Origin of the sequence: Halalkalibacter hemicellulosilyticusJCM 9152 (genome assembly GCF_000513115.1) — a bacterium.
Lineage (GTDB): Bacteria > Bacillota > Bacilli > Bacillales > Bacillaceae_D > Halalkalibacter > Halalkalibacter hemicellulosilyticus.
The window spans coordinates 37,358-60,289 of the sequence record NZ_BAUU01000017.1; the positions used below are offsets into that span (position 1 = coordinate 37,358).

Below are 22,932 nucleotides of genomic sequence, written 5' to 3' on the forward strand. Positions count from 1 at the left end.
AAATGGCTTCGATGGCTGTTTTTCTGTTTCTCACATAGACATAGGGAAGGGAGGAAAGTCGTCATTTTTGTCGAAATGGAAAGTAGAAGATAATGAATAGTTGTAAGAGTAGAAAGTAGGTGGAACAGTGAGAAGGATTTACATCATTACAGGGCCAGCTGGTGTTGGCAAGTCAACGATATCAAAAAGGTTAGTAGAACAGTTTACTCAGAGCGCATATATAGAAGGTGATTTGATTAATCATATGATTGTTGGTGGTTACCTTCCACCTTGGGAAAGTGAAGAGTTACTTACGTTAACGTGGGAAAATATTGCTAGCTTAGCAACGAATTTTTTACGAGCTAATAAAGACGTCGTAATAGATTATATTGCTTATCCGGAAGATGTGGAAAAAGTCATACAAAAGGTTCGAAGTGAAAGGTGTCAAGCTAAGATTTTCTACGTTGTCCTTTGGGTCGATCATGATGAATTGTTAAGGAGAGATCAATTGCGCGATAAACAATATCAAATGGGACAACGTTGCCTAGATCTAGTAAAAGAATTCAAAAGTAAGCAAATCAGTGAACGCTATTATTATCATACTAATGATGTTACGGCTACAGAGGTGGTGGAGAAGATAAGAAAGAGTGGTGAGTTTATCGTAAATGAAAAAATAGAAAGATAAGATTAATGTAAATAGGAGATTAAATGATGAAGCAAAATAAATATGACGATCAACGATTTTTTGATGAATATGCTAAAATGCCACGTTCAATTCTTGGATTAGAAGGAGCAGGTGAATGGCACGTGCTAGAAAGCATGTTGCCTAGCTTAGAAAATAAAGCGGTTCTTGATTTAGGTTGTGGGTATGGGTGGCATTGTCGCTATGCACACAAGAATCGAGCAAGTAAAGTGGTCGGTGTTGACTTATCAAAACAAATGTTAAAAAAAGCCGCCGAGCTGACCGATGATTCGAGTATTATTTATATTCAGGAGGCTATTGAGGAGATCAATTTTGACAATCATTCCTTTGATGTTGTGATTAGTTCGTTGGCTTTTCATTATATTAAGGATTTTTATAAGCTTTCGCAAAAGATTTACGATTGCATGAAAAAGGGTGGGCATTTTGTTTTTTCAGTTGAACATCCGATATTCACTGCAAGGGAAGAGCAGGATTGGATTTATAATGAGGAAGGTACTATCCTTCATTGGCCAATTGATAACTATCAACTAGAGGGGTTACGTCAAACGAATTTTTTAGCTGATAATGTCATTAAATATCACCGCACTGTCTCAACTTATGTGAATGATTTAATTCAAGCTGGTTTTCGGATTCGTGCTATTAAGGAGCCTATGCCTACAGCTGAATGGATAGAGCGTGATCCGAATATGAAACACGAGCTAAGGAGGCCGATGTTTTTCATACTAGCGGTAGAAAAGTAGAAATTACTAAGCTTAAGGAAGAGGCTGGGACAAACGTGTACGAATTAATGAGAATTCGTACAAATACATTGAAAATATCCTTCGTCAGGTTCTTAGTTAAACACTTTTGTTATGTCCCGGCCTCTTTAGTTTGAAAGGACCTCTACTAGCGGTTTAGCAAATCATTTATAGAGAGTTTACACGATGCATTTAAGAAACGGCAACATCTTGTTCTTTTCTCTTTCCAACAAAGGCCATTTCTCGCCATTTTCCACCGCGCCAACGGATATACATTAAAAATCCACGTAACCATTCATCAGCAACCATACCAAGCCAAATGCCGACTAAGCCCATATCTAAGTAAATACCGAAAAAGTAGGCGACAGGAATGCTCACACCCCACATCGAAATAACGCCTAAGTAGACAGGGAACTTTACATCGCCAGCCGCTCGTAAACAGTTAATGACAACGAGATTAAAGGAACGGCCAGGCTCCATAATGACATGAAGTAACAAGAGAATACTTCCTAACGCAATAATATCAGGGTTGTCTGTGAAGATGCTTAAAATGGGATTGCTTAAGAAATAAAAGATCGCTGACATTCCAAGCGAAATCAAAATGGCTAGCTTCAAGCTACGAATACAACGTTTATATGCTGCATCGAGCTGTTTGGCTCCGACCTGATAGCCAACAATAATTTGTGTTCCCTGTCCAACCGCTAATCCGAACAGGAGAGCAAACATCGTCACATTTTGCACGTATACTCGTGTCGTTAGTTCTTCAGCCCCAAACATGAGAATAAAATACATAATGACAAGCTGAGAACCGTTATAAAACATATGTTCACCAGCAGTTGGAATGCCAATCTTTAATAAATTGCGCAGCTCAACCTTTGGAACACCTTTTAGTAGATAAGGAAAAGGTAAATCGTTAGGGATTCTACGGTATAGTAAGTAAGCAACTATCGCAAGTCCAATACAACGACTGACCGCTGTTGAAATGGCCACACCAGTTACACCTAGAACAGGCATTCCGAAAGCTCCGAATATGAACAAATAGTTTCCGATTATATTTAAAATATTCATTCCGATTGTGACGTACATAACGTCCTTCGTGAATTGATAACTTCTTAAAATCGCACTAACGGTCATCAACAATGCTTGTACAAATGAAAAACCCCCGACAATCACCATATACATCGTTGCTTCTTGTAGCAGTTCTTCAGGTAAACCCATCATCGTGAGTAAAGGTGCGCCAAAGAGGATCAACCCAATACTAAGAATCAGCCCGATTGCTAGGTTCGCCCCGATTGATACGACAGCAACTTGGCCAGCTTCTCTTTGTTGCTTCGCACCTAAGTGCTGTGCAACAAGGACGCTCGTTCCTGTTGCGATAAATCCGAACATGACGATCACAAACATAAAGATTTGATTGGCCACTCCAACGGCTGCAACCGCATCATCTGAATATTGACTAAGCATTAATGTATCAGCATTCCCCATAATCATATGGAGCATAATTTCAATAAAAATTGGCCACGTCAAGGCGAAAAGGGAAAGCTGTTGAATCTTCTTTTTGTTTTTCTGTTGGATGTCCATTTTCTCACCTCACGAATAATCATTTGAAGATTATACTTCATAATAATCGATTTGTATGTAAAAAGTTTGATAATTGTTAAGAAGTTCAATGAAACCTCTAAAAAGTACAGTTTTGCTTAGCAGAAAATGCTATAATATAGGTATATAATGTCAGAGAGGGGTGCATAAATGCCGCAAAGCAAGTCATTTCGCATTATGTATGCGTTCATTTTAATTCTATTAATCATTTATTTAGGAACATTAGTTGATTGGATTTTTAGACCTATTGTTGTTCTTGTCCAAACCTTATTTGCACCTATCGCTTTAGCAGGGGTTTTGTTCTATTTATTGCGACCATTTGTGAATCTCTTATCGAAGAAAATTCCGCGTGGCTTGTCCATTCTTATTTTATATTTAACCGGGGTATCACTAATCACGTTGCTCTTTTTACTAATAGGTCCGGAATTACAGAAGCAGTTTTATAGCTTAGTTGAAACACTTCCGGCATTTACGCGCGAAGTACAAGGCATGTATAATGCTCTGCAAGAGAATGAATACATAGCTCGTTTCCAACAAGGAAATGAATTTTCATTTGAAAATATCATTGCTGATTTTGGTGAATATTTAAATAATTTTGTCACAGCTTTAGGCTCTAACATTGCTAGCTTTCTCGGATTCATTGCTAATGTCGTGATTATATTAGTTGTTATTCCGTTTATCCTTTTTTATATGTTAAAAGAAGGGGAGAAAGCACCGAAGCAAGTGTTACGGTTATTACCTAGTAAGCAACAGCAGGAAGGACGCCGTATTCTAAAGGATATGGACTTTGCATTAAGCTCCTATATTCAAGGGCAAATTATTGTTAGTGTTTGTGTTGGCGTTCTTATGTACATTGGTTACTTAATTATCGGCGTCGAGTACTCACTTGTGTTAGCGCTCGTGGCGATGTTTACGAATGTCATTCCGTTCGTTGGACCGTGGATCGGCACAATTCCAGCTGTGATTGTTGGATTAATTGAATCGCCATTTATGGCATTGCTTGTTATTATCGTTGTTGTCGTTGTACAGCAAATTGAAAGTAATCTCATTTCACCGCAAGTAATGGGGAGAAAATTAGATATTCACCCATTAACGATCATATTATTATTATTAGTTGCAGCAAGATTTGCTGGATTCTTTGGGTTATTATTAGCTGTACCGACTTATGCGGTTGGTAAGGTCATCGTTTCTCATACGTATCGCTTGTGGCGTTTAAGAAGTAAGCCTGTTGATTGACAATTGATGTGTAAACAGGTATCGTATCGTTAGCTTGTATGAACTGTGATGAAAGAGGTGCTTGTTAGTTGAGTTATGTAGTTGATGGGATTGATCAGATTGATGTAGAAGAATTAGCGTCATTGTTAAAGGAAGAGACGGATACACTTGTTATTGATGTTCGTGAATATGACGAATATGAACAGGGGCATATTCCCGGTGTTCCTCTTATTCCGATGCAGACGATTCCGCAATATACAGATAAGCTTGATAAAGATCTTTCTTATGTATTTATTTGCCGAAGTGGAGCAAGAAGTCAAAATGTCGCTCTTTATTTAAAGGAACAAGGCTTTGATCATGTAAAGAACTTTGCTGGTGGCATGCTTACGTGGGATAAAGAAGTTGAAACAGGACTAGAGTGGATTGTCAAAGATGTGAAGGAGCTAGAGAAGTAATAAGTGAAGAAACGGATCACCTTATCCTATAGGTGATCCGTTTCTTTTGAATAGGAATGCTCTCCTGCGCGCTTGTTCTTTAATTCTTGGCGGTTTTTTTGTTGATTTCTTGCATTGTTGTCTTTTTTCTTTTTGTTGTTATCACCTGTTTGTGACATAATGTTCACCTCATTACGGTAAGAGTAAGTTGTGCATATTTTAGCGTAACCAATTGTCATTGAATTATGAACACTCTCTTTACGATGTTTAAAAAGCAAACAGAGAGGGAAAGTAAAAACTAACCACAATATATGGGGTGATAGAAATGAAACGAAGAAAAGCATGGCTACTGTTAGCTGGAGCAGCTGGAACGACAACATTGTTGATGAGAAATGATGAATTTCGTTCGAAGGTAAGAAGAAGCTACGGACAGCTAAGAAGCTATTTCAAAGACAGCTCTGTTACGAATAAAGTGAAGGATCGACGCATCGGTCATTCCGATCCACATGATTATGATGATCATAATATGGTCGAAGAAGGGGCTATGACAAGTATTAACTACTATAACAAAGCACAGCAAAAGGATCACCAGTAGGTGGTCCTTTCAGCCTGTCAATAGGCTTTTCTTGTTTAGAGATTTGCCACAAACTAGTGCGTCGAACCCATCCGCTTTGATTAGTGGAAAAAAAGGAATGACCTTCTCTTCAAATAAGAGACAGATAACCGTTTTTTCCTATAAATAAATGAAAAAATTTATCATTTTTCTTAATCAGATTGGGAAATGCTATAATTAGGAAAAATGGATGGATAGGAAGTGATTTGAATGATTTTTATTAATAATGAAACGATTGGGGGAGTTCCTACGTTACATGTAGTAGATAGAGAAAAAGAACAAGCGAAGCTCCCAACGATTTTTTTCTTACATGGATTTACGAGCGCAAAGGAGCATAATTTGCATATTGCTTATATGTTAGCAACAAAAGGCTTCAGGGTCCTGTTACCAGATGCTATTTATCATGGAGAACGTCAAAAAACGGAACAGAATCGTGATTTGAAATTTTGGGAAATTGTTTTAACTTCTATTCATGAACTAGAATTATTGAAGGAATATATGGTCACGAATGAATTAGGAAATGACCAAATTGGTGTGATTGGAACGTCTATGGGAGCCATTACGATGTATGGAGCATTAGCTCGCTATCCTTGGATTACATCAGCTGTGTCGTTTATGGGAACGGCCTATTATCAAGTTTTTTTGGAGGAACAACTTAAGATGCTTGAGACAAAGGGAGTTGATTTACACGACCTTCGTCATCAAGTGCTTCATCAAATTAAACCGTATGATTTGACTGTACAGCTTGAGCGCCTAAATGGACGACCACTGATGATTTGGCATGGGAAGGAAGATCAAGTTGTACCGTATCCTTTTTCAGAAAAGCTATATGGTGAATTAGAGAAGTATTATGAGGAGCACCCTCATCGTTTAAAATTTGTTGCAGAGGATCGTGTCGACCATAAAGTATCTAGACAAGCCGTCTTATCATCTGTCGAATGGTTTGAACAACACTTGTTAAAGGATCAAATTTCATAATGTCGATTAGAAAAGAGGCAGAAAAAACGGTCGTTATTATTCTCGGGGCATTTATTATAGCCATTGCGTTAAATTTCTTTTTAATACCAGCCAATGTGTTTGCGAGTGGCTTTACAGGAGTGGCGCAGCTTATTGCTGTTGTGCTCCCATTATCAACGGGAATAATCCTTTTCGTATTAAATATTCCTGTTGCTATTCTTGGGTGGTTAAAGGTAGGGAAGAGCTTCACTTTGTATAGTTTTTTAAACGTAGCTCTTACAACATTCTTTTTAGAAGTCGTGCCAATTAGGCATTTTTCACCGGATATTCTATTGAATGCTGTGTTTGGTGGTGTATTATTAGCGATTGGTGCTGGTATTACGTTAAAATGGGGAGCTTCTTCTGGAGGACTTGATATCATTGCTCTGATTTTATCGAGAGTGAGTGATCGACCTGTTGGTGTTTACTTCTTTCTTTTAAACAGTATCATTGTCATTACGTCAGGGTTTCTATTTGATCCTGAAAAAGCGCTCTATACACTCGTTACTCTCTATGTTTCATCACGTGTAATTGATGCCATATATACGCGTCACGTGAAGGTGACAGCGATGATTGTCACGAAAAAAGCTGATGATGTCTCTAAAGCGATATATGATTCTATGGTAAGAGGAATTACTCGAATTCCAGCAAAAGGTGGTTATTCTTCAGAAGATAAAGAAGTACTTATGATTGTCCTTACCCGTTATGAACTGTATGAATTGAGGGAAGTGATTCAAGGAGTGGACCCAGAAGCGTTTACCAATGTGATGCAAACCTCAGGAATATTTGGGTTATTTCGAAAAGATTAAGAGGAGAGGAGATTCAAATGAAAAAGAGCTATACTTGGATAGGAATAGCATTATTGCTTATTCTGTCAGCGTGTGGACAAGGATCGAATTCGCCAACGACAGGTAGCGGAGGTGAAGAAGAAGTGAGTGATTGGTCATATGATGTGAAGATTGATCAAGTGGAAAATGAAATGGATGTGACAATGACGGTGACAAATCATCAGGATAATGAAAGTAATCTTGACTTTTCATCCGGACAAAAGTATGAAATCATTTTAAGAGATGAGAGTGGAGAAGAGGTTTATCGTTATTCAGAAGGGAAAATGTTTACAATGGCGCTCGTCATTGAAACAGTTTCTCCAGGAGAATCATTGTCATTTACAGAAAAGGTTTCATTAGAAGGGTTAGAGGTAGGAGAATATGAGTTAGAGGCTGAATTACTTATTATCGCGATTGATGGGGAAGAGCTTGAAGATCGTGACATGTTTAAAGAAGTTCTAAAGGTTGAAATCGAATAATATATGAAAGAGCATGGAGAATGTTTACTAACTTTTTCAATGCTCTCTTTCTTTTGAAAAGCAATAAAGTTATTTGATTAGTAATGAAGATAACTGAGGAAAATGTAAAAAAGCTATAACTGCGCTAAAATGTAAACGTTAACATAAAACGATCTATTTTGATGAGGGGATAATAAAATGAAAACGGACAATCCTTATTATGAAATTGATTCATCAACAGTCGTTAATGGACCTGTTGCGTTATCAAAGGCTGTTGAACATGCACTTCATATGTTTCAGCGGGATATGGATAAAGTGTTTAATAAACAAAAAATGAAAACGGACATCAAAGACGAGGTATCGTTGATTGAATTACATCATGATAAGCAAATGTGTGATGAAGAAGCTTATATCATTACAGTGAAAGAAGATGGACTAAGGATTATAGGGAGTGATGATTTAGGTCTTATTTATGGACTATTACACATTAGTAAGACGTATTTAGGAATTGACCCGTTTTGGTACTGGATCGATCAGCGTATAAAAAAGCGAGAAAGTGTCCATATTCCGTTAGGAGAAATCCGCTCTCCGAAAAGAAAAGTTAGATTTAGAGGGTGGTTTGTCAATGATGAAGTTTGCCTAATCGGTTGGAAAGAGCCTTATCCACCGACAAAAGAAGTATGGCATCCAGTATTTGAGGCATTGCTTCGTAGTGGAGGAAATATGGTCATTCCTGGAACGGATTTGCCCAAAGAGGGAATTCATTTTGAGTTAGCGTCAGAAATGGGGTTATGGATTACCCATCATCATGCGGAGCCACTAGGTGCTGAAATGTTTAAACGAGTATATCCAGATGAGCAAGCAAGCTATGCAACGAACCATTTGCTATATGAACAGCTTTGGGAGGAAGCGATCGAAAAGCAAAAGGAGAAAAAGGTTGTTTGGGTATTGTCCTTTAGAGGACAGGGAGATACCCCTTTTTGGACACAAGATCCAACTTTTGATACACCTAGTAAAAGAGGAGAAATGATCTCACGCGTCATAAAGAAACAGTTAGAAATGATTCAGGAGCATGTTGATTCTCCACAATGTTGTGTCGCCTTATACGGTGAAATATCTGAGCTTTATCGTGGGGGGTATATTGATCTTCCTCAGGGCGTCATTAAAGTATGGGCAGACAATGGCTATGGTAAGATGGTTTCTAGGAGAAATGGTAATGAAGATTTTAGAATTTCGTCTATGCCTGAAGGCAAGGAATATGGTGAACAAGGAATCTATTATCATGTGACGTTTCATGATTTACAAGCCTCTAATCATTTAACGATGTTTCCGAACGAACCGACTTTAATTGTTCAAGAATTAGAAGAGGTATTTGCGACAGGTGGAGATGATTACTTACTTGTCAATTCAGGGAATATACGCATGCACTTGTATCCGTTAGATATTGTAAGTGACATGTGGAATGTAGGGAATGTAGAGGTTAATGAACATTTGCAACGTTTTGTTCAGCGTCTTTACAGCTCTCATCATCATGAAATCGCCCAATTGTATAAAAGCTATTTTCAATGCTCTGTACCATTTGGAGAGCATGTTGATAATCGAGCAGGAGAACAGTTCTATCATCACCCTGCACGAAGAATAATCGGTCATTGGATGCAAGGAAAGGCTACTCAAAGTATTGAAGCACTATATTGGGCAACAGGTGAAAGGTCGTTCGATGAACAAGTATGTTGGTTTAAGGAGAGGTGCCAAATTGGTTATAGGAATTGGACTGTGTTAAATGAGACATCTCAAGTTATTTTTAATGAACTTTCTCATGAGGATCGTACTCGCTTTTTTGACCAGTTCCACATTCAAGTCATTCTCCATTGCTCTGGAAATGCTGGGTTTATTAAATTATGTGAAGCGTATGAGTTTGCTAGAAAAGACGAATTTCCAAAAGCATTTGTGTCAGCTTCACAAGCCATTTGGTATTATGAAGAGGGGGTACAAGCGCTGAGACAGTCTGAGCATGGGAAGTGGGCAAACTTCTACAAAGCCGACTGGTTAACGAATGTACAGTGGACCATTGAGAGCTTACAGTCGTTAAGACGTTATTTACGCATGCATGGTGATAGTCCACATTTTTTCAATTGGTATAAAGAATTTATGATGCCAGATTCAGAGAAGCATATTTATTTAGAAAATACGCATCGTAATCCGTTATCAGATGATGATTTAGCGAAAGGACTGCAAGAAGTATTTTCGATGTAGAAAATTTAGAAGAGGTTGGGAACAATCAAATGAAACGAAGGTGGATGATTCAAGCAGGCATCTGGTTAAATGCAGTGGGATTGGCTTTTATTCTAATTGAGGAAATGCCTACGTGGCTAACATATGTAGGCATTCCTTTTGCTATCCAATCTTTTTAGAAAGGAACGGACCTCCAATTGAGGACAGTTAAAAAAATTAACGATCAAGGTTGGTCTTTTTCACCTCGTCTTGGATGGCTTTTTTTAACGTATAAAAAGGATGATTCTTTTGTGTGGAGGCATTCTTTTTTTTAGGCTTTCCAATATCAATGTCTTTTCCTGTCCAAAAGGTATTGAAAGGTTCTTCGAGCTTTGTCAAAAATATCACTCCTTATTTGTTTAAATGGATTACGAAAGTTTAACAAGCTCAAGTATTTCTTCATTCGTAAGCTCAGTGATTCGTTGCTCACCAGCGGCAAGGATATGATTGGCAAGCTCTTGCTTTTGTGATAACAATCGGTCAATTCGCTCCTCTAATGTTCCTGTTGTCATTAATTTATGAACGGTCACATCTTTTGTTTGGCCAATTCGATATGCGCGATCTGTTGCTTGGTTCTCAACCGCTGGGTTCCACCATCGGTCATAATGGATGACATGAGAAGCAGCTGTTAAATTTAAGCCAACTCCACCAGCTTTCAAAGATAAAACAAAAAATGGGGTTTGCGCATCTTGCTGAAATAATTCAATTGCCTCTGTTCGCTTCGTACGTGTTAAGCTCCCATGTAAAAAAGGTACCTCTTTCGTGTAACGTTTCTCTAGCTCCTCCACGATCAAACGACCCATTTCTTTATATTGCGTAAAAATAAGCACCTTCTCGTTTTGGTCATACATTTCTTCCACGAGTGAAAGCAAATGATCCCATTTTCCAGATTGATGATCCTTCGTGGGTTCCTTTAGAAAGTGAGCAGGGTGATTGCAAATTTGCTTAAGCTTTGTTAAGGTTTGCAAAATATGAGCTCGTCTTTCCAAAGCACTACCTTCGTTTAATCGTGTTACCATCTCCTCGACCACAGCTTGATAGAGACTAGCTTGCTCTACGCTTAAATAGACAGGGTGAACGATTTCATTTTTAGCTGGAAGATGCAAAGCAAGGCTCTTATCTGCCTTTGTCCTTCTTAACAGAAAGGGACGAATTAAAGCTTGTAATTTATGGAGCTGCTCTTGATTGTGTTCTTGCTCAATGGGTTTCATAAAGTTCGCTTGAAAAGACGAATACGATCCTAAAAAGGACGGATTTAGGACGTCTAATAATGACCATAGCTCTCGCAAGCGATTTTCGATCGGTGTTCCTGTTAAAGCGATGCGATGAATCGCATCGATCTTTTTGATTGCTCTTCTTTGTTTGGTTTCAATATTTTTTATATGCTGGGCTTCATCCAACACGAGACCATTCCAACAGATGCTCGCAAATAAATCTTCATCCTTCACCATTAATTGGTATGTGGATATGATCAAATCCCATTTCTCTAAATTCTCAATATCTGATATACGAGTGGAGCCGTGATGAATGAGAATGGTTAGAGAGGGCGCAAATCGTTGGCATTCCTCAATCCAATTTTGCAGAAGCGATGTTGGACATATTAATAAAAAAGGAGTTCGATTCAATGATTGTTGCTCCTGTTGATCAATAACATGAAGAAAATAAGCAATCGTTTGAATTGATTTTCCTAACCCCATGTCATCGGCTAAACATCCCCCGAATCCGATATGTCGTAAATGGACAAGCCATGATACACCATCATGTTGATACGGACGCAGTTCCCCATGTAATCCATTTGGAAGTGAAACCGCTGGAGGAGAGTTTGTGTATAGTTGATTTAACGCTTTTTCAAGTTCATCCTGCCAATCAATTTGAACGTCGACATGATCAAATTGGTCATTTAATTCATTCGTTTGGTCGAGCTTCCATGCTTCCAAATAGGACGTACGTTGCTTCATTTCCTCCAAATTCGATTTAAGGGTTTCGGCAAGTGAGCGATCCCATGCAATCCATTCTCCATTTATATAGACAAACGGCTTTTGTTCTTCAACAATTTGTTTAAATTGCTGCTCATCTATTTGTTCATTACCGATCGCTACTTGATACGTAAAGGACGCAACGCTTTGCCAATTAAGGAGAGGCTCTGCGGAAGACTTTTCGATAAAGTCATGGTCTAAAGAAATCGATATTTTTGGTTTTGGTCGCTCGCTCATCCACTTTGGAATAATTAAGTGAAAGCCTAGCTCTTGTAACATCTCGTCTTCATTTGTAAAGAGGTAAAAAGCCTCTTCTGCTGAAAGTGCGAGTGACGGAGATGAAAGACGTAGAGAATGAAGTAATGGAATACGCTCTCTAAGGTTGTTTACATCTTGCTTCAGCTGGGCAATTGGGTTCTCATGCCATGGATGTTCACCTAATTCGAGTTGCTGCATCTTCACCATCCGAGTAGGATGCTTCCGGTCGATCATACAAAGGGAGACGATCCACTCACCATCCTCTGTCTTAGGTTGTTCAAGTACGAGTCCAGAACGAAACGGTTTAGCCGCTGTGATTCCTGCTTTTACATTAAAATCCTGCACGGTGATCGCTGACGGTTTTTCGCTAGTTGTTTGTAGCTGCTTAACCGATTGTTGAATCGATGGATCTACGCTATCAAGCCATTGCTGAAAATAAGGAGAAATCGACGTTCTCTGGATAATCGAACGAATCCACGTATCACCAAGCTGTCGAATGAGCTTATGAAAATCGACATATGTAAGTCCTTCATGATTGGAATGAATATGAAGGCTAGTTGGTCGAACGGATTTAGCGGCACTAGGTAAAGCTTCATACCATTCTTCAAATGGAAATTGCATGAGTTGCCATTTCCCATCTGGGGCCGGTTCAAAATGGCCATCTTCAATCATTTGTTGGACATAAGAAAATAATTGCAGCCATTTTTGAATATCAGGTGTTAATGTAATGGCATGATCGTGCTGCCAACGCTTAAAAAGCGAAAGATAGAGATATATCGATTCAAATGATAAGAGTATCCCTTCAATGGGAAAGGGGTACTCCTTCATTGCAGAGGTAGCCTGATAGATCGTTGTCTCTCCAGCAAATGATTGATACTGTCTTTCCTTAATGGGTACTTTAATAACAGCTTTTCCTTCTTCGATAAACGTTCCGTAATAGGAGATCGGATCACCCCGAAAAAGACGTAGCTTTAGTTCAAATGGTGAATATAAAAATGGATATTGGAAGTTCCCTTTTTGCTCAAAACGAGAGCTTGGAGAGCATTCTCCCCATATAAAGAAGGAATTCTCGATCCAACCTCCATGGACAAAACAGTTAGAGTTCAAATGACTTCAACTCCTCAATGAACGCTTTGTACGTTCGATATTGCTTTTTTAACCGAATGAGAAATGGTTCGAATTTCTCCACGGCATCTAATGTCGTATATAAATGCTTTAATTGTGAAACGGCTAATGCAGCATGCTGATAATGCACCCTTGATTTTCTTTCTACTAATCGAATGATTAATTGATGGTAAATAGGAATAGCTAAATCAGGTCTTTCTTTTTTCATTGCTTCTAATAAGGCTTTTTTTTCTGGGCGTATTTTCACTGGGTCAAATTCGTTTAAAAGAAAATGCTCCTGTGCTTGTTCATATTCTTGTGCATATAACAGTAATTGTTCATAGGCTCTAACTGATTCTGTTTGGTAAAGTCGATTCTCTAATGTATTTAATAAATGGGTTATCCGTAACTGCTTCTCTTCTTTTGTTAGGTGCTGACTTAATTGAAGGAAACGTTGGAAATTAGGAGTAACGAGCCAACGTTTCCAAACTCCATCCTGGTCTTCAGCCGTTTTGGCGTGTACTGCCTTATATTCCTCCCAAATTGGTTGAAGAGATCCGAATGTCTGTCTTTGTTTTATAAATAACGTATCAAACCATTGTTTGATCGTGATCCAACGTTGTCGCTCCTTCAATAGATGAAAATGTGGGTAAATTTCAAGTTCAATTAATTGATGTCTTTGAACTGATAACAAGGAAAGAGCTTGTGCCTCTTTTCCATTTAGTAAAGAAATATAAGAATAAAGAAGAGCGAATGAATACGATATTTCACCCTCCACATTTGAAAAAGCGTCATATATATTCTCAACCTGCCTAGGCTCTAAATGTTTCGTGTGTATTTGAAACAAACGTGGCCAAGGAGAATCTGAAACAGCGGACTGCTCTGCTAGAAGTTTTGTGAACGTAGCTATTGCTTCTTCTGTTAGGTAGGTTTCTTCATTAAAGGAATATCGATAAAGAGCATCAAAAATAAAAAGAAACCGTCTGTCGTATAAATCATAGGTCTTTTCTGCTTGAGAATATTTAGCTAATTGATCAATATAATGTATGGTTAGAAACCATTTTGGTTGGAAGTTAGCTGAATCAATGGCTTGTATCGCCTCTTGTGTGAGCACCTCTAAGGAACGATTCGTCACATAGCGAGTTGCTGTTAGCTTATTATATAAGCGATAAATAGATGAATTGAGTTGTGCTGAATCTCTATCATTCAGTACGTAAGAATGAATCAATGTCTGTCACCTCTTCAATGAGTCCATTCTTATATTGTATCGCTTCTTGTGTCAGAAAGAAAGGTGAGAAGATTGTAAGGGGTAAATGGGAAGTGGTTTCCGAAAAAATGCAAGCACAGCTTGTGCTTGCGGTTAGACCTATCAAGTTGAAGGTTAACGCGTGTAGTCTGTCTAATTAGAGGAGTTGCTCCACTTGTTCACGTCTAGATAGTAATCGTCGTAATTTACGTTTATGTGTCTCGACCATTGATTCATCCGAAGATTCTAATGCTTCGTGTAGCTCCATTAAGACATAATCAATTTCAAGGTTCATGACATTGTAAATCGTCTTGGCATTTAATGACTTATCGTTTCCTTTATACTGGATCATCGAGCCATTTTGATTCATCATCACCTTTTCACTCCCATCAATTTCAATCATCGATTCAATATCACCTGACTGATATGAAGTAATATAAAGAGGCCCATCAGTCGAACGTTTGACAATTCCATTTCCCTTTTCATGTTGTAGCAGGCTTTCCAAGGCGCTTGCTAATCCCTCATCATAAATATAAATGGATTCTGCAGACAGCGTAAGGAATTCCGTGTTGCGTAAGAATGGGAGTTCGTGAACGGATTCATCACGTTCGATCATGAGATAAATCGTTTTGGCGTCATAACGCCAATAAAGAGAATAGTGTTGATTCATCATTCTTTTAATAAACTGATGTAGGGAAGCCTTGGATAGTTTGATATAAATATCCGAGAATTCTACATCGATAAAAGAATTTCTCATGATATACACGCTCCTTTAACGCCTTAACATCCTATTCAGTTGGATTGCTATATCTTATGAAGAATAGGTGAAAAAAAGAAGCGAAATGCCTACTTTCTATGGAATTTGGGTGAGGAAAAATTATCGGTTATTTAAGTAGGTGGGGGAGTGACGGTGTTTGTTTAATGAGGAATAAACAAGCCGAAGGAAGAGCTATTTATAGTTTAATAAAAGAATGTTTTCAGCCTTGCCGTTAAGTGAGGCTGGGACAAAAGTATTTTCATAAGTGAGATACCGAACAAATCTAGAGTGGGGCACATTCACCGCTCCTGAAATATACTTCGCTTTCCGCGTGAAGCCATTGCTAATCAAATGAAAGCTACTGAAAAAGTCGATTTGTCCTTTTTCAGTGGCCTCCTTTTCATCCCGTAGGAGTCTACGTATATTTCATCCGCTACGTTATCTACATGTTCGGATTCTCAGCTAAACACTTTTGTTTTGTTCCAGCCTCTTTAATCATACGCAATCTTACGCACAGTATCCTTATGTATAATGTTGTAATTGAATCTTATGATAAGAGAAGAGCTTCTTCTAAGTAACGACCAATCCCATCCTCTTCATTCGAACTTGTAACTGCATTTGCGATCGATTTAAGGGGATTGATGGCATTGGACATCGCAACTCCTTGCCCTGCGTATTCAATCATTTCAAAATCATTATCCTCATCACCAAAAGCAATAATTCGTTCTTTAGGAATGTTATAATAATCGGCGGCTTTCTTAATCCCGATTGCTTTGTTCATACCGGCACGAATGATTTCAATGATATGCCAAGGTGCGCCCCACATTCGTTGGTCAATGACTTCAGCGTGAGCATCCTTTAACAATTGACGAAGTTCATCGACATGATGCTCTTGGGGATGAACGAGAATACTCGTTGGGGCATCTTTTAATTGCTGCAGGAGATTTCCGTGTTCAACTGGATTTTGACCAGCTAGAAATTCTTTTATAATTACTTCATCAAACGAATGCAAGTAAAAATCATCGATGACCTCAACCATAATATTACTCACTTTAAAGGCTTCACATGTTTGAATAATCGTCTTTGCCGTTTCTAAATTTAACGGATGATGAAATGTGCCAAATTTTTTATCGCGTGGGTGATGGACAAAGGCCCCGTTAAAATTGACGATCGCTGTATCTAATTGAAGTTCTTGATAGTAGGCGGCACTTGCACGATAAGGTCTACCTGTTGCAATCATCACAAGGTGTCCCTTTTGCCGCGCTTTTGTTATTATTTGTTTCGTGTACGGTGATATCGTTTTATCATCTTTTAACAATGTGCCATCTAGGTCAAGAACGATTAAATGTTGATTTGAGTTCATAGAATCTCCCTTTCTGAATTTGGTGTAGAGGTTGTTTCTTATTTAAACGACTTTTTGAACACTCACTCACTTAATAGGAAGTTTATGTAACGACACCTTATTTTAACATACAAGAGTGAATAGATACGTATTTAAAGAGCGCGATCGAGTTATCGAAATTTTTGTCCGAATTCGTTCAAATTCTTATGAGACAAGTTATGATATGATACGTGTATGGACATAACTATAGTTTGATGATGTTCCTACTTGAGGAGGAGATCGTGTGTCTTTATTATTTGATACGTTTGGCTTTCGCGCATTGTGGACGCCAGAATTAATCATTCTACTTGCTATTGTTGGTTTACTATATATGCTCCTCGTTACGAAATGGCGAGGCCATTTTGCAGGCGCAAAGCCTGTTCGAACGAGTCAGAAAGTGTATTTCTTTCTTGGTCTTTTTGCTTTGTACTTAGGGTGGGGAAGTCCGCTATATATTACTGGACATTTGATGATCAGCTTTCACATGCTCCAGATGGTGTTTGCTTATTTTATCGCAACACCGCTCTTTTTATTAGGATTACCGAAGTGGTTTCTTGAAGCTATCATTCAGAAAGCAAGTAACCGATTTACAGTTAGGGTCTTTCGTGTCATATGGAGTCCGATCATTGCTTTGTTTTTGTTTAATGGCTTATTTTCTTTTTATCATGTACCGCTCATGTTTGATTCATTAATGCAAGCGCCTGTTTTGCATAGCTTGTATGAATATGTGCTGTTATTTGCGTCCTTTTTAATGTGGTGGCATATGCTAGCGCCATTACCGGTGTTAACGCAGTTACCGCATTTAAAGAGAATTGGCTATATTTTTGGGAATGGTCTATTAATTACACCTGCCTGTGCTTTAATTATATTTGCCGGATCAGCGATGTACAGTACGTATACAGATCCGCTCGTTTGGGCGAATGTGATGGCCTATTGCTTACCGAGTGGTGCTAGTGTTCCGACAGAAATATTTGCTGGCCCTGCCTCTTTTGCATTCTTAGAGGCGAGAACAGATCAGCAATTAGCTGGAGTAATGATGAAGGTTTTCCAAGAGATCGTGTATGGGATTGCGATTGGCTTTGCGTTTAAGCAATGGCTCGCAAAAGAAAAGCAGCAGGATGGAGAATTAACGATTAGTGATGCTCCGACTGCAAGGCCGTAAGTTAAAAGGTGAGGAGAATTTTTAATGAAAAGAATAATGACAATTGTGTTGTTTATGAGCTTTCTTTCAGGCTGTGGCTGGGTGTATGAAATAGGTGCAAATGGGGAAGAGTCAGGTAGTATTACAGATATGTCGGACGCAGGGAATGAAGTGGAACCATTTCAGTTTATTAATGAAGCAGGAGAACTATTTGGAGCAGAGCAATTAGCAGGAGGATACTGGGTTGCTAATTTCATATTCACGAATTGCCCATCGGTTTGTCCGTTAATGACACCGAATATGCTTAGTTTGCAGGATGAAATGATTGCTGCTGATGTTCCGGTTACATTTATTTCATTTACGGTCGATCCAGAAAGAGATACTCCCGAGACATTACAGGCTTATGGAGGGAATATTGGTGCTGATTTAGAATCTTGGCATTTCTTAACGGGATATGATGAAGCTGAAATTTCAGAATTTGCATTAGACAGCTTTTTATCTGTTGTGCAGCCCTCCGAGGATGATATTATCCATCCTACATACTTCTTTCTTATTGATCCTGAGGGATTAATCATCCGAAAATACGATGGATTAACGACTGATCAAGGTGCAATCATTGCCGATTTAAAAGAAACTATTCAATAGGACATGCATGATTATATTTGTAGCATGTTTGAATGAATCAGGGAAGCTATACAATATGCAGTTATTTTAACAAGCACAAATGATAAGAGACTACTTATCATTCGTGCTTGTTTTTGTTGTAAAAGATTCAAAGTATCGTCTTTTGTTTGAGGCAGGCACTTTTTTTAAAACAGATTCATACGTTATTTCAGAAAAATAAAGAAGTTTTAAAAATACAGTTGAATTAATTTTTATACATATATATAATGAGTACCAAGACGAAAAAAGAGAGAAAACGGAAATGGGGAGAGATAAGGATGAGAGTTGGTATTATTGGAGCGACAGGATATGGTGGAGCGGAACTGCTTCGGTTACTAAACCATCATCCACACGTAACAGATGTTGTATTATACAGTTCTTCTAAAGAAGGTATGAATATACATGAGACCTATCCGCATCTTGCAACGATATATGAGAAATCGTTAAAAGCATTAACGATTGAAAGTTTGACTGAGGAAGTAGATGCAGTCTTTTTAGCGACACCACCAGGGGTGTCTGCCGAATGGTCGAAGGCGATTCTTCAGTCGAACTGTCAAGTTATTGATCTTTCGGGTGATCTACGTTTGAATAGTCGAAAAACGTATTCAGAGTGGTATAAGCGTGAGGCGGCAGCAGAGGATTTAATAGAAGAAGCTGTGTACGGTTTAACAGAGTGGAATCGTGAGCAAATTTCGAAGGCGAAGTTAATTGCCAACCCCGGCTGTTACCCGACGGCCACTTTACTAGGGTTAGCACCACTTGTGAAGGAAGGCTTAGTTGATCTTCATTCGATTATTGTTGATGCGAAATCAGGTACATCAGGAGCAGGGCGTTCAGCTAGTATGATGACTCATTATAGTGAAATGAATGAAAACTTCAAAATTTATCAAATTAATCAGCATAAACACGTACCAGAAATTGAACAGCAATTACGTGAGTGGGATAGAAATGTAGATACTGTTACCTTTCAACCTCATCTTGTTCCGATGGTTAGAGGAATTATGGCAACGATGTATATGACGGCCAAACGAGAAATGAGTGAGAAAGAATTAAGGGAGATGTATAAGGCAGCTTATGCTCATGAACCTTTTGTACGAATTAGGCCAGAAGGACAATTCCCCGCAACAAAAGAAGTGTACGGAAGCAATTTCTGTGATATTGGTTTAACTTATGATGCGAGAACAGGACGTATCACTGTTGTATCAGTGATCGATAATGTTGTCAAAGGTGCCGCAGGGCAAGCAATTCAAAATTTTAATGTTATGAATGGATTTGAAGAAGGAATGGCGTTAATGAACGTTCCGATGTATCCATAGAGAAAGGTGGAGCAGCATGAAAGATATAGCAACAACTCCAGTAGTGGAAGTAGAGCAAGGAAGCATTGTCACTCCCAAGGGATTTGCGGCGATTGGTATTCATACAGGATTGAAGCGTAAACGATTTGACATTGGAGCGATTGTTTGTTCCGTTCTAGCTTCATCTGCTGCTGTTTATACAACAAATCGAATTCAGGCAGCTCCTCTGAAAGTAACGAAGGAGAGCTTAGCTAAGGAAGGGAAGCTCCAGGCAATTGTTGTCAATAGTGGAAATGCTAATGCATGTACGGGAGAAAGAGGGCTTGCAGATGCATATGCAATGAGAAAGCAAGGAGCAAATCATTTTAATGTAGCTGAGCACCATGTAGCTGTCACGTCTACAGGTGTGATTGGCGAATTTTTGGATATGGATAAGTTATTAACAGGAATTGAGCAGCTACAGCCAGTCCAATCAAATGATGGAGCAGAAGCATTTAATCAAGCTATTTTGACAACTGATACGATTAACAAGAAAGCCTGTTTTAAAACGGTTGTGAATGGTGAGACGATTACCGTAGGTGGAGTGGCGAAAGGGTCTGGAATGATTAACCCACAAATGGCCACGATGCTCTCATTTGTCACGACGGATGCTGTTATTGAATCAAAGGTTCTTCAGCAAGCGTTAGCGATGATTACGAACGAAACATTTAATCAAATTACTGTTGATGGAGATACGTCGACAAATGACATGGTTGTTGTCATGGCTTCAGGCTTGGCCGAGCATGAACCATTAACTCCTGCTCATCCAGATTGGGAAGGATTCTATCAAGCACTTAAGCTAACATGTCAGTCACTAGCTAAGCAAATTGCTCGTGATGGAGAAGGAGCGACGAAGCTAATCGAAGTACATGTGGACGGTGCGCTGACGGATGAGGATGCGAGTAAAGTAGCAAAAAAAATTGTTGGTTCGGATCTTGTGAAATCAGCGATTTACGGTACAGATGCAAATTGGGGACGAATTATTTGTGCGATCGGCTACAGTGGCTGTGAAATTGATCCTAATACAATTGATATTGCCATTGGGCCTATTCAAACATTAGAGAAGAGTCAGCCTGTTACGTTTTCGGAGGAAGAGGCAAAGGCTTATATGGAAGAGAACGATACGATCATGATTGAAGTTCATTTGCATGTAGGAGAAGGGAAAGGCAAGGCTTGGGGCTGTGACCTTTCTTATGATTATGTACGAATTAATGCAGGTTACCGAACATAAGCGAATGAACGGAGGAGATGACATAAAAGTGAAGGATATAGTAGTTATAAAGTGTGGTGGCAGTACAATCTCTGAGCTATCAGATGCTTTTTTTAAAAGCGTCGTACAAATGAAGCGGTCTGGAAAGTATCCAATTGTCGTACATGGTGGCGGTCCGATGATTAATCAATTGCTACAGAAACTTGAAATAAAGTCTGAGTTTGTTGACGGTCTACGTAAAACAACTGAAGATGTTTTAGAAACGGCTGAGATGGTTCTTTGTGGTAGAGTAAACAAGCAGCTTGTAACGAATATTCAATTAGCAGGAGGGCTTGCAATAGGACTATCTGGCTGTGACGCTAAGTTATTAGAGGTGACGCCGATTAACGAAGGAATGCTAGGCTTTGTTGGAGAGCCGGTTGCCGTTAATACAAGTCTATTAAACTCGTTATTAGAACAGGATATGATTCCGATTATTGCTCCTATCGGAATCAACGAGTTAGGTACGCATTATAATGTGAATGCTGATAGTGCTGCTGGAGCGATTGCTAAGGCACTTCAAGCGGATCAACTCGTATTTGTCACTGATGTTGATGGTATTTTGAAAGACGGAGATTGCTTACAAACAGTCGTTGCTCAGGAGATTGAAGAGATGGTTATCGATGGGACGATTTATGGCGGAATGATTCCGAAGGTAAAAGCAGCATTAGCGACTTTAGCAGATGTCGAATCTGTTATGATTATGAATGGAAAAGATACGACAATTCAAGAGGACGGATCGATTAAAGGTACAGTGATTACGAAATCACACGTACAAACACATGTTTAAATAAAGGAGGAATGACAAAATGAGCGCCCTTTTTCCAACGTATGCAAAATGGGAAATTCAAGCGAATTCAGGTAATGGTGCAATTTTAAAAGATCAAAATCATAAAGAATATTTAGATTTCATGGCAGGAATTGCTGTTTGTAACTTAGGACACTGTCATCCACGGGTGAATGAGGCTGTTAAGAAGCAACTGGATAAAGTATGGCACGTTTCCAACTTGTTTCATATTGAAGCCCAAGAAAAAGTAGCGCAACTGCTTGTTGAACATAGTGTCGGTGATTATGTCTTCTTTACGAATAGTGGGGCAGAAGCAAATGAAGCAGCAATTAAGCTTGCACGTAAAGCAACTGGTAAGCATCATATTGTTACATTGAAGCAATCGTTTCATGGGCGCACGCTTGGGACATTAGCAGCTACGGGACAAGAAAAAGTACAAGAAGGCTTTGGTCCATTACTTTCCTCTTTTTCATATGTTGAATTAAATGACGAAAAAGCTTTGCAACAAGAGGTAACGGAGGATACAGCGGCTATTATGGTTGAAGTGATTCAAGGTGAAGGTGGTGTTCACTTAATGGATGAGTCCTTTAGTGAACAACTTAAAGCTATTTGTCATGAAAAAGGCTGTCTGCTTATTGTTGATGAGGTTCAGACGGGTATAGGACGAACAGGGACGGCATTTGGCTATGAGCAATGGAATTTATCTCCTGATATTTTCACTCTTGCTAAAGGATTAGGAAATGGTTTCCCTGTTGGTGCTATGGTCGGCAAAGCTTCATTAAAGGAGGCTTTTGGTACTGGGAGTCATGGCTCAACCTTTGGAGGCAACCCACTTGCTATGGCAGCAGCAGAAGCCGTACTTCAAGAGGTGTTCTTAGATGAAACGCTTGCTCACGTACAGGATAAAGGTGAGCTGTTGCAAAATCAATTAAAAGAACAGTTAAGTCCTTTAGGAATTGTTAAGGACATTCGTGGTAAAGGCTTAATGATTGGAATTGAATGTACGATTGAAGTGGCTGATTTATTGTATGCTTGTCGGAAGCAAGGTCTACTCGTTTTACCAGCAGGAGCAAAAGTCATTCGTTTGCTGCCACCGTTTGTCATAACGAATGAGCAAATTAATCAAGCGGTATCAATGTTAGCAGCCGTTTTAAAAGAAGCGGATGAAAAACAAAGCGTGAACGTATAGATTGCAATAAGAGGT

At 38.9% G+C, this 22,932-nt stretch carries 23 protein-coding genes; 16 read left to right on the forward strand and 7 right to left on the reverse strand.

Translation table 11 applies throughout. The annotated features are described in order from the left end of the window. Window positions 1-127 precede the first annotated feature (127 nt). Both JCM9152_RS11915 and JCM9152_RS11920 read left to right on the forward strand, forming a co-directional pair. Window positions 128-664, forward strand: coding sequence for an AAA family ATPase (locus JCM9152_RS11915; protein WP_035344500.1), 537 nt, complete (start codon window positions 128-130; stop codon window positions 662-664). A 26-nt stretch (window positions 665-690) separates the two neighbouring features. Next, the gene (locus JCM9152_RS11920) at window positions 691-1,422 is read left to right on the forward strand and encodes a class I SAM-dependent methyltransferase (protein ID WP_035344501.1); all 732 of its coding nucleotides are present in this window, start codon (window positions 691-693) and stop codon (window positions 1,420-1,422) included. A gap of 189 nt (window positions 1,423-1,611) precedes the next feature. On the opposite strand, the gene JCM9152_RS11925 is transcribed toward JCM9152_RS11920, so the two are convergent. Continuing rightward, window positions 1,612-3,000 carry an MATE family efflux transporter gene (locus tag JCM9152_RS11925; RefSeq protein WP_035344503.1) on the reverse strand — a complete coding sequence of 463 codons (1,389 nt, stop codon included), beginning with the start codon at window positions 2,998-3,000 and terminating at the stop codon, window positions 1,612-1,614. Between the two features lie 168 nt (window positions 3,001-3,168). Between JCM9152_RS11925 and JCM9152_RS11930 the strand changes: the two genes are divergently transcribed. Together JCM9152_RS11930 and JCM9152_RS11935 are read left to right on the forward strand one after the other, a co-directional pair. Further along, window positions 3,169-4,254: an AI-2E family transporter gene (locus tag JCM9152_RS11930; protein ID WP_035344504.1), complete on the forward strand. Its 1,086-nt coding sequence runs from the start codon at window positions 3,169-3,171 to the stop codon at window positions 4,252-4,254. A 68-nt stretch (window positions 4,255-4,322) separates the two neighbouring features. Beyond that, window positions 4,323-4,688: a rhodanese-like domain-containing protein gene (locus JCM9152_RS11935; protein WP_035344506.1), complete on the forward strand. Its 366-nt coding sequence runs from the start codon at window positions 4,323-4,325 to the stop codon at window positions 4,686-4,688. Window positions 4,689-4,714: 26 nt separating this feature from the next. On the opposite strand, the gene JCM9152_RS22355 is transcribed toward JCM9152_RS11935, so the two are convergent. Further along, the gene (locus JCM9152_RS22355; protein WP_148296487.1) at window positions 4,715-4,846 is read right to left on the reverse strand and encodes a DUF3941 domain-containing protein; all 132 of its coding nucleotides are present in this window, start codon (window positions 4,844-4,846) and stop codon (window positions 4,715-4,717) included. Window positions 4,847-4,992: 146 nt separating this feature from the next. Between JCM9152_RS22355 and JCM9152_RS11940 the strand changes: the two genes are divergently transcribed. From JCM9152_RS11940 to JCM9152_RS23720, 6 genes are all read left to right on the forward strand, one after another. Beyond that, window positions 4,993-5,262 carry a YbyB family protein gene (locus JCM9152_RS11940; protein WP_052015895.1) on the forward strand — a complete coding sequence of 90 codons (270 nt, stop codon included), beginning with the start codon at window positions 4,993-4,995 and terminating at the stop codon, window positions 5,260-5,262. Between the two features lie 228 nt (window positions 5,263-5,490). Further along, a complete protein-coding gene (yjfP, locus tag JCM9152_RS11945; protein WP_035344507.1) occupies window positions 5,491-6,258 on the forward strand; it encodes an esterase in 768 nt (255 codons plus the stop codon). Continuing rightward, on the forward strand, window positions 6,258-7,085 hold the full coding sequence (locus tag JCM9152_RS11950) for a YitT family protein (protein ID WP_035344508.1): 828 nt from the start codon (window positions 6,258-6,260) through the stop codon (window positions 7,083-7,085). Before yjfP ends, JCM9152_RS11950 begins: the two co-directional genes overlap by 1 nt. Before the next feature lie 17 nt (window positions 7,086-7,102). Next, a complete protein-coding gene (locus JCM9152_RS11955) occupies window positions 7,103-7,582 on the forward strand; it encodes a BsuPI-related putative proteinase inhibitor (protein ID WP_052015897.1) in 480 nt (159 codons plus the stop codon). A 177-nt stretch (window positions 7,583-7,759) separates the two neighbouring features. Beyond that, window positions 7,760-9,814, forward strand: coding sequence for a glycosyl hydrolase 115 family protein (locus tag JCM9152_RS11960; RefSeq protein ID WP_035344509.1), 2,055 nt, complete (start codon window positions 7,760-7,762; stop codon window positions 9,812-9,814). 29 nt (window positions 9,815-9,843) lie between these two features. Next, on the forward strand, window positions 9,844-9,972 hold the full coding sequence (locus JCM9152_RS23720) for a hypothetical protein (protein WP_268870726.1): 129 nt from the start codon (window positions 9,844-9,846) through the stop codon (window positions 9,970-9,972). Window positions 9,973-10,009: 37 nt separating this feature from the next. Here the strand turns inward: JCM9152_RS23720 and JCM9152_RS22640 are convergent, their stop codons facing one another. The 5 genes from JCM9152_RS22640 to JCM9152_RS11985 all read right to left on the reverse strand — a co-directional run bounded on the left by JCM9152_RS22640 (window position 10,010) and on the right by JCM9152_RS11985 (window position 16,536). Beyond that, window positions 10,010-10,171: a hypothetical protein gene (locus JCM9152_RS22640; RefSeq protein ID WP_156314991.1), complete on the reverse strand. Its 162-nt coding sequence runs from the start codon at window positions 10,169-10,171 to the stop codon at window positions 10,010-10,012. Between the two features lie 29 nt (window positions 10,172-10,200). Further along, a complete protein-coding gene (locus JCM9152_RS11965) occupies window positions 10,201-13,173 on the reverse strand; it encodes a DEAD/DEAH box helicase (protein ID WP_035344510.1) in 2,973 nt (990 codons plus the stop codon). Next, window positions 13,163-14,398, reverse strand: coding sequence for a hypothetical protein (locus tag JCM9152_RS11970; protein WP_035344511.1), 1,236 nt, complete (start codon window positions 14,396-14,398; stop codon window positions 13,163-13,165). The genes JCM9152_RS11965 and JCM9152_RS11970 overlap by 11 nt, the downstream gene beginning before the upstream one ends. Window positions 14,399-14,573: 175 nt before the next feature. Next, a complete protein-coding gene (locus JCM9152_RS11980; RefSeq protein ID WP_035344514.1) occupies window positions 14,574-15,173 on the reverse strand; it encodes a YkzI domain-containing protein in 600 nt (199 codons plus the stop codon). A 547-nt stretch (window positions 15,174-15,720) separates the two neighbouring features. Then, the gene (locus tag JCM9152_RS11985) at window positions 15,721-16,536 is read right to left on the reverse strand and encodes a Cof-type HAD-IIB family hydrolase (protein WP_035344515.1); all 816 of its coding nucleotides are present in this window, start codon (window positions 16,534-16,536) and stop codon (window positions 15,721-15,723) included. A 262-nt stretch (window positions 16,537-16,798) separates the two neighbouring features. On the opposite strand from JCM9152_RS11985, the gene ctaG reads away from it, so the two are divergent. From ctaG to argD, 6 genes are all read left to right on the forward strand, one after another. Further along, complete coding sequence (gene ctaG / locus JCM9152_RS11990) at window positions 16,799-17,716, forward strand: cytochrome c oxidase assembly factor CtaG (protein ID WP_035344516.1); 918 nt, start codon at window positions 16,799-16,801, stop codon at window positions 17,714-17,716. 24 nt (window positions 17,717-17,740) lie between these two features. Then, window positions 17,741-18,340, forward strand: a complete 600-nt coding sequence (locus JCM9152_RS11995) for an SCO family protein (protein WP_035344518.1) — start codon at window positions 17,741-17,743, stop codon at window positions 18,338-18,340. A 296-nt stretch (window positions 18,341-18,636) separates the two neighbouring features. Next, window positions 18,637-19,674 carry an N-acetyl-gamma-glutamyl-phosphate reductase gene (gene argC, locus JCM9152_RS12000; RefSeq protein ID WP_035344520.1) on the forward strand — a complete coding sequence of 346 codons (1,038 nt, stop codon included), beginning with the start codon at window positions 18,637-18,639 and terminating at the stop codon, window positions 19,672-19,674. Between the two features lie 16 nt (window positions 19,675-19,690). Then, window positions 19,691-20,923 carry a bifunctional glutamate N-acetyltransferase/amino-acid acetyltransferase ArgJ gene (gene argJ, locus JCM9152_RS12005; protein ID WP_035344525.1) on the forward strand — a complete coding sequence of 411 codons (1,233 nt, stop codon included), beginning with the start codon at window positions 19,691-19,693 and terminating at the stop codon, window positions 20,921-20,923. A gap of 37 nt (window positions 20,924-20,960) precedes the next feature. Further along, window positions 20,961-21,731, forward strand: coding sequence for an acetylglutamate kinase (argB, locus tag JCM9152_RS12010; RefSeq protein ID WP_035344615.1), 771 nt, complete (start codon window positions 20,961-20,963; stop codon window positions 21,729-21,731). 19 nt (window positions 21,732-21,750) lie between these two features. After that, entirely contained in the window at window positions 21,751-22,917 is a 1,167-nt protein-coding gene (gene argD, locus JCM9152_RS12015; RefSeq protein ID WP_035344526.1) for an acetylornithine transaminase, read from the forward strand. The last annotated feature ends 15 nt before the right edge of the window (window positions 22,918-22,932 follow it).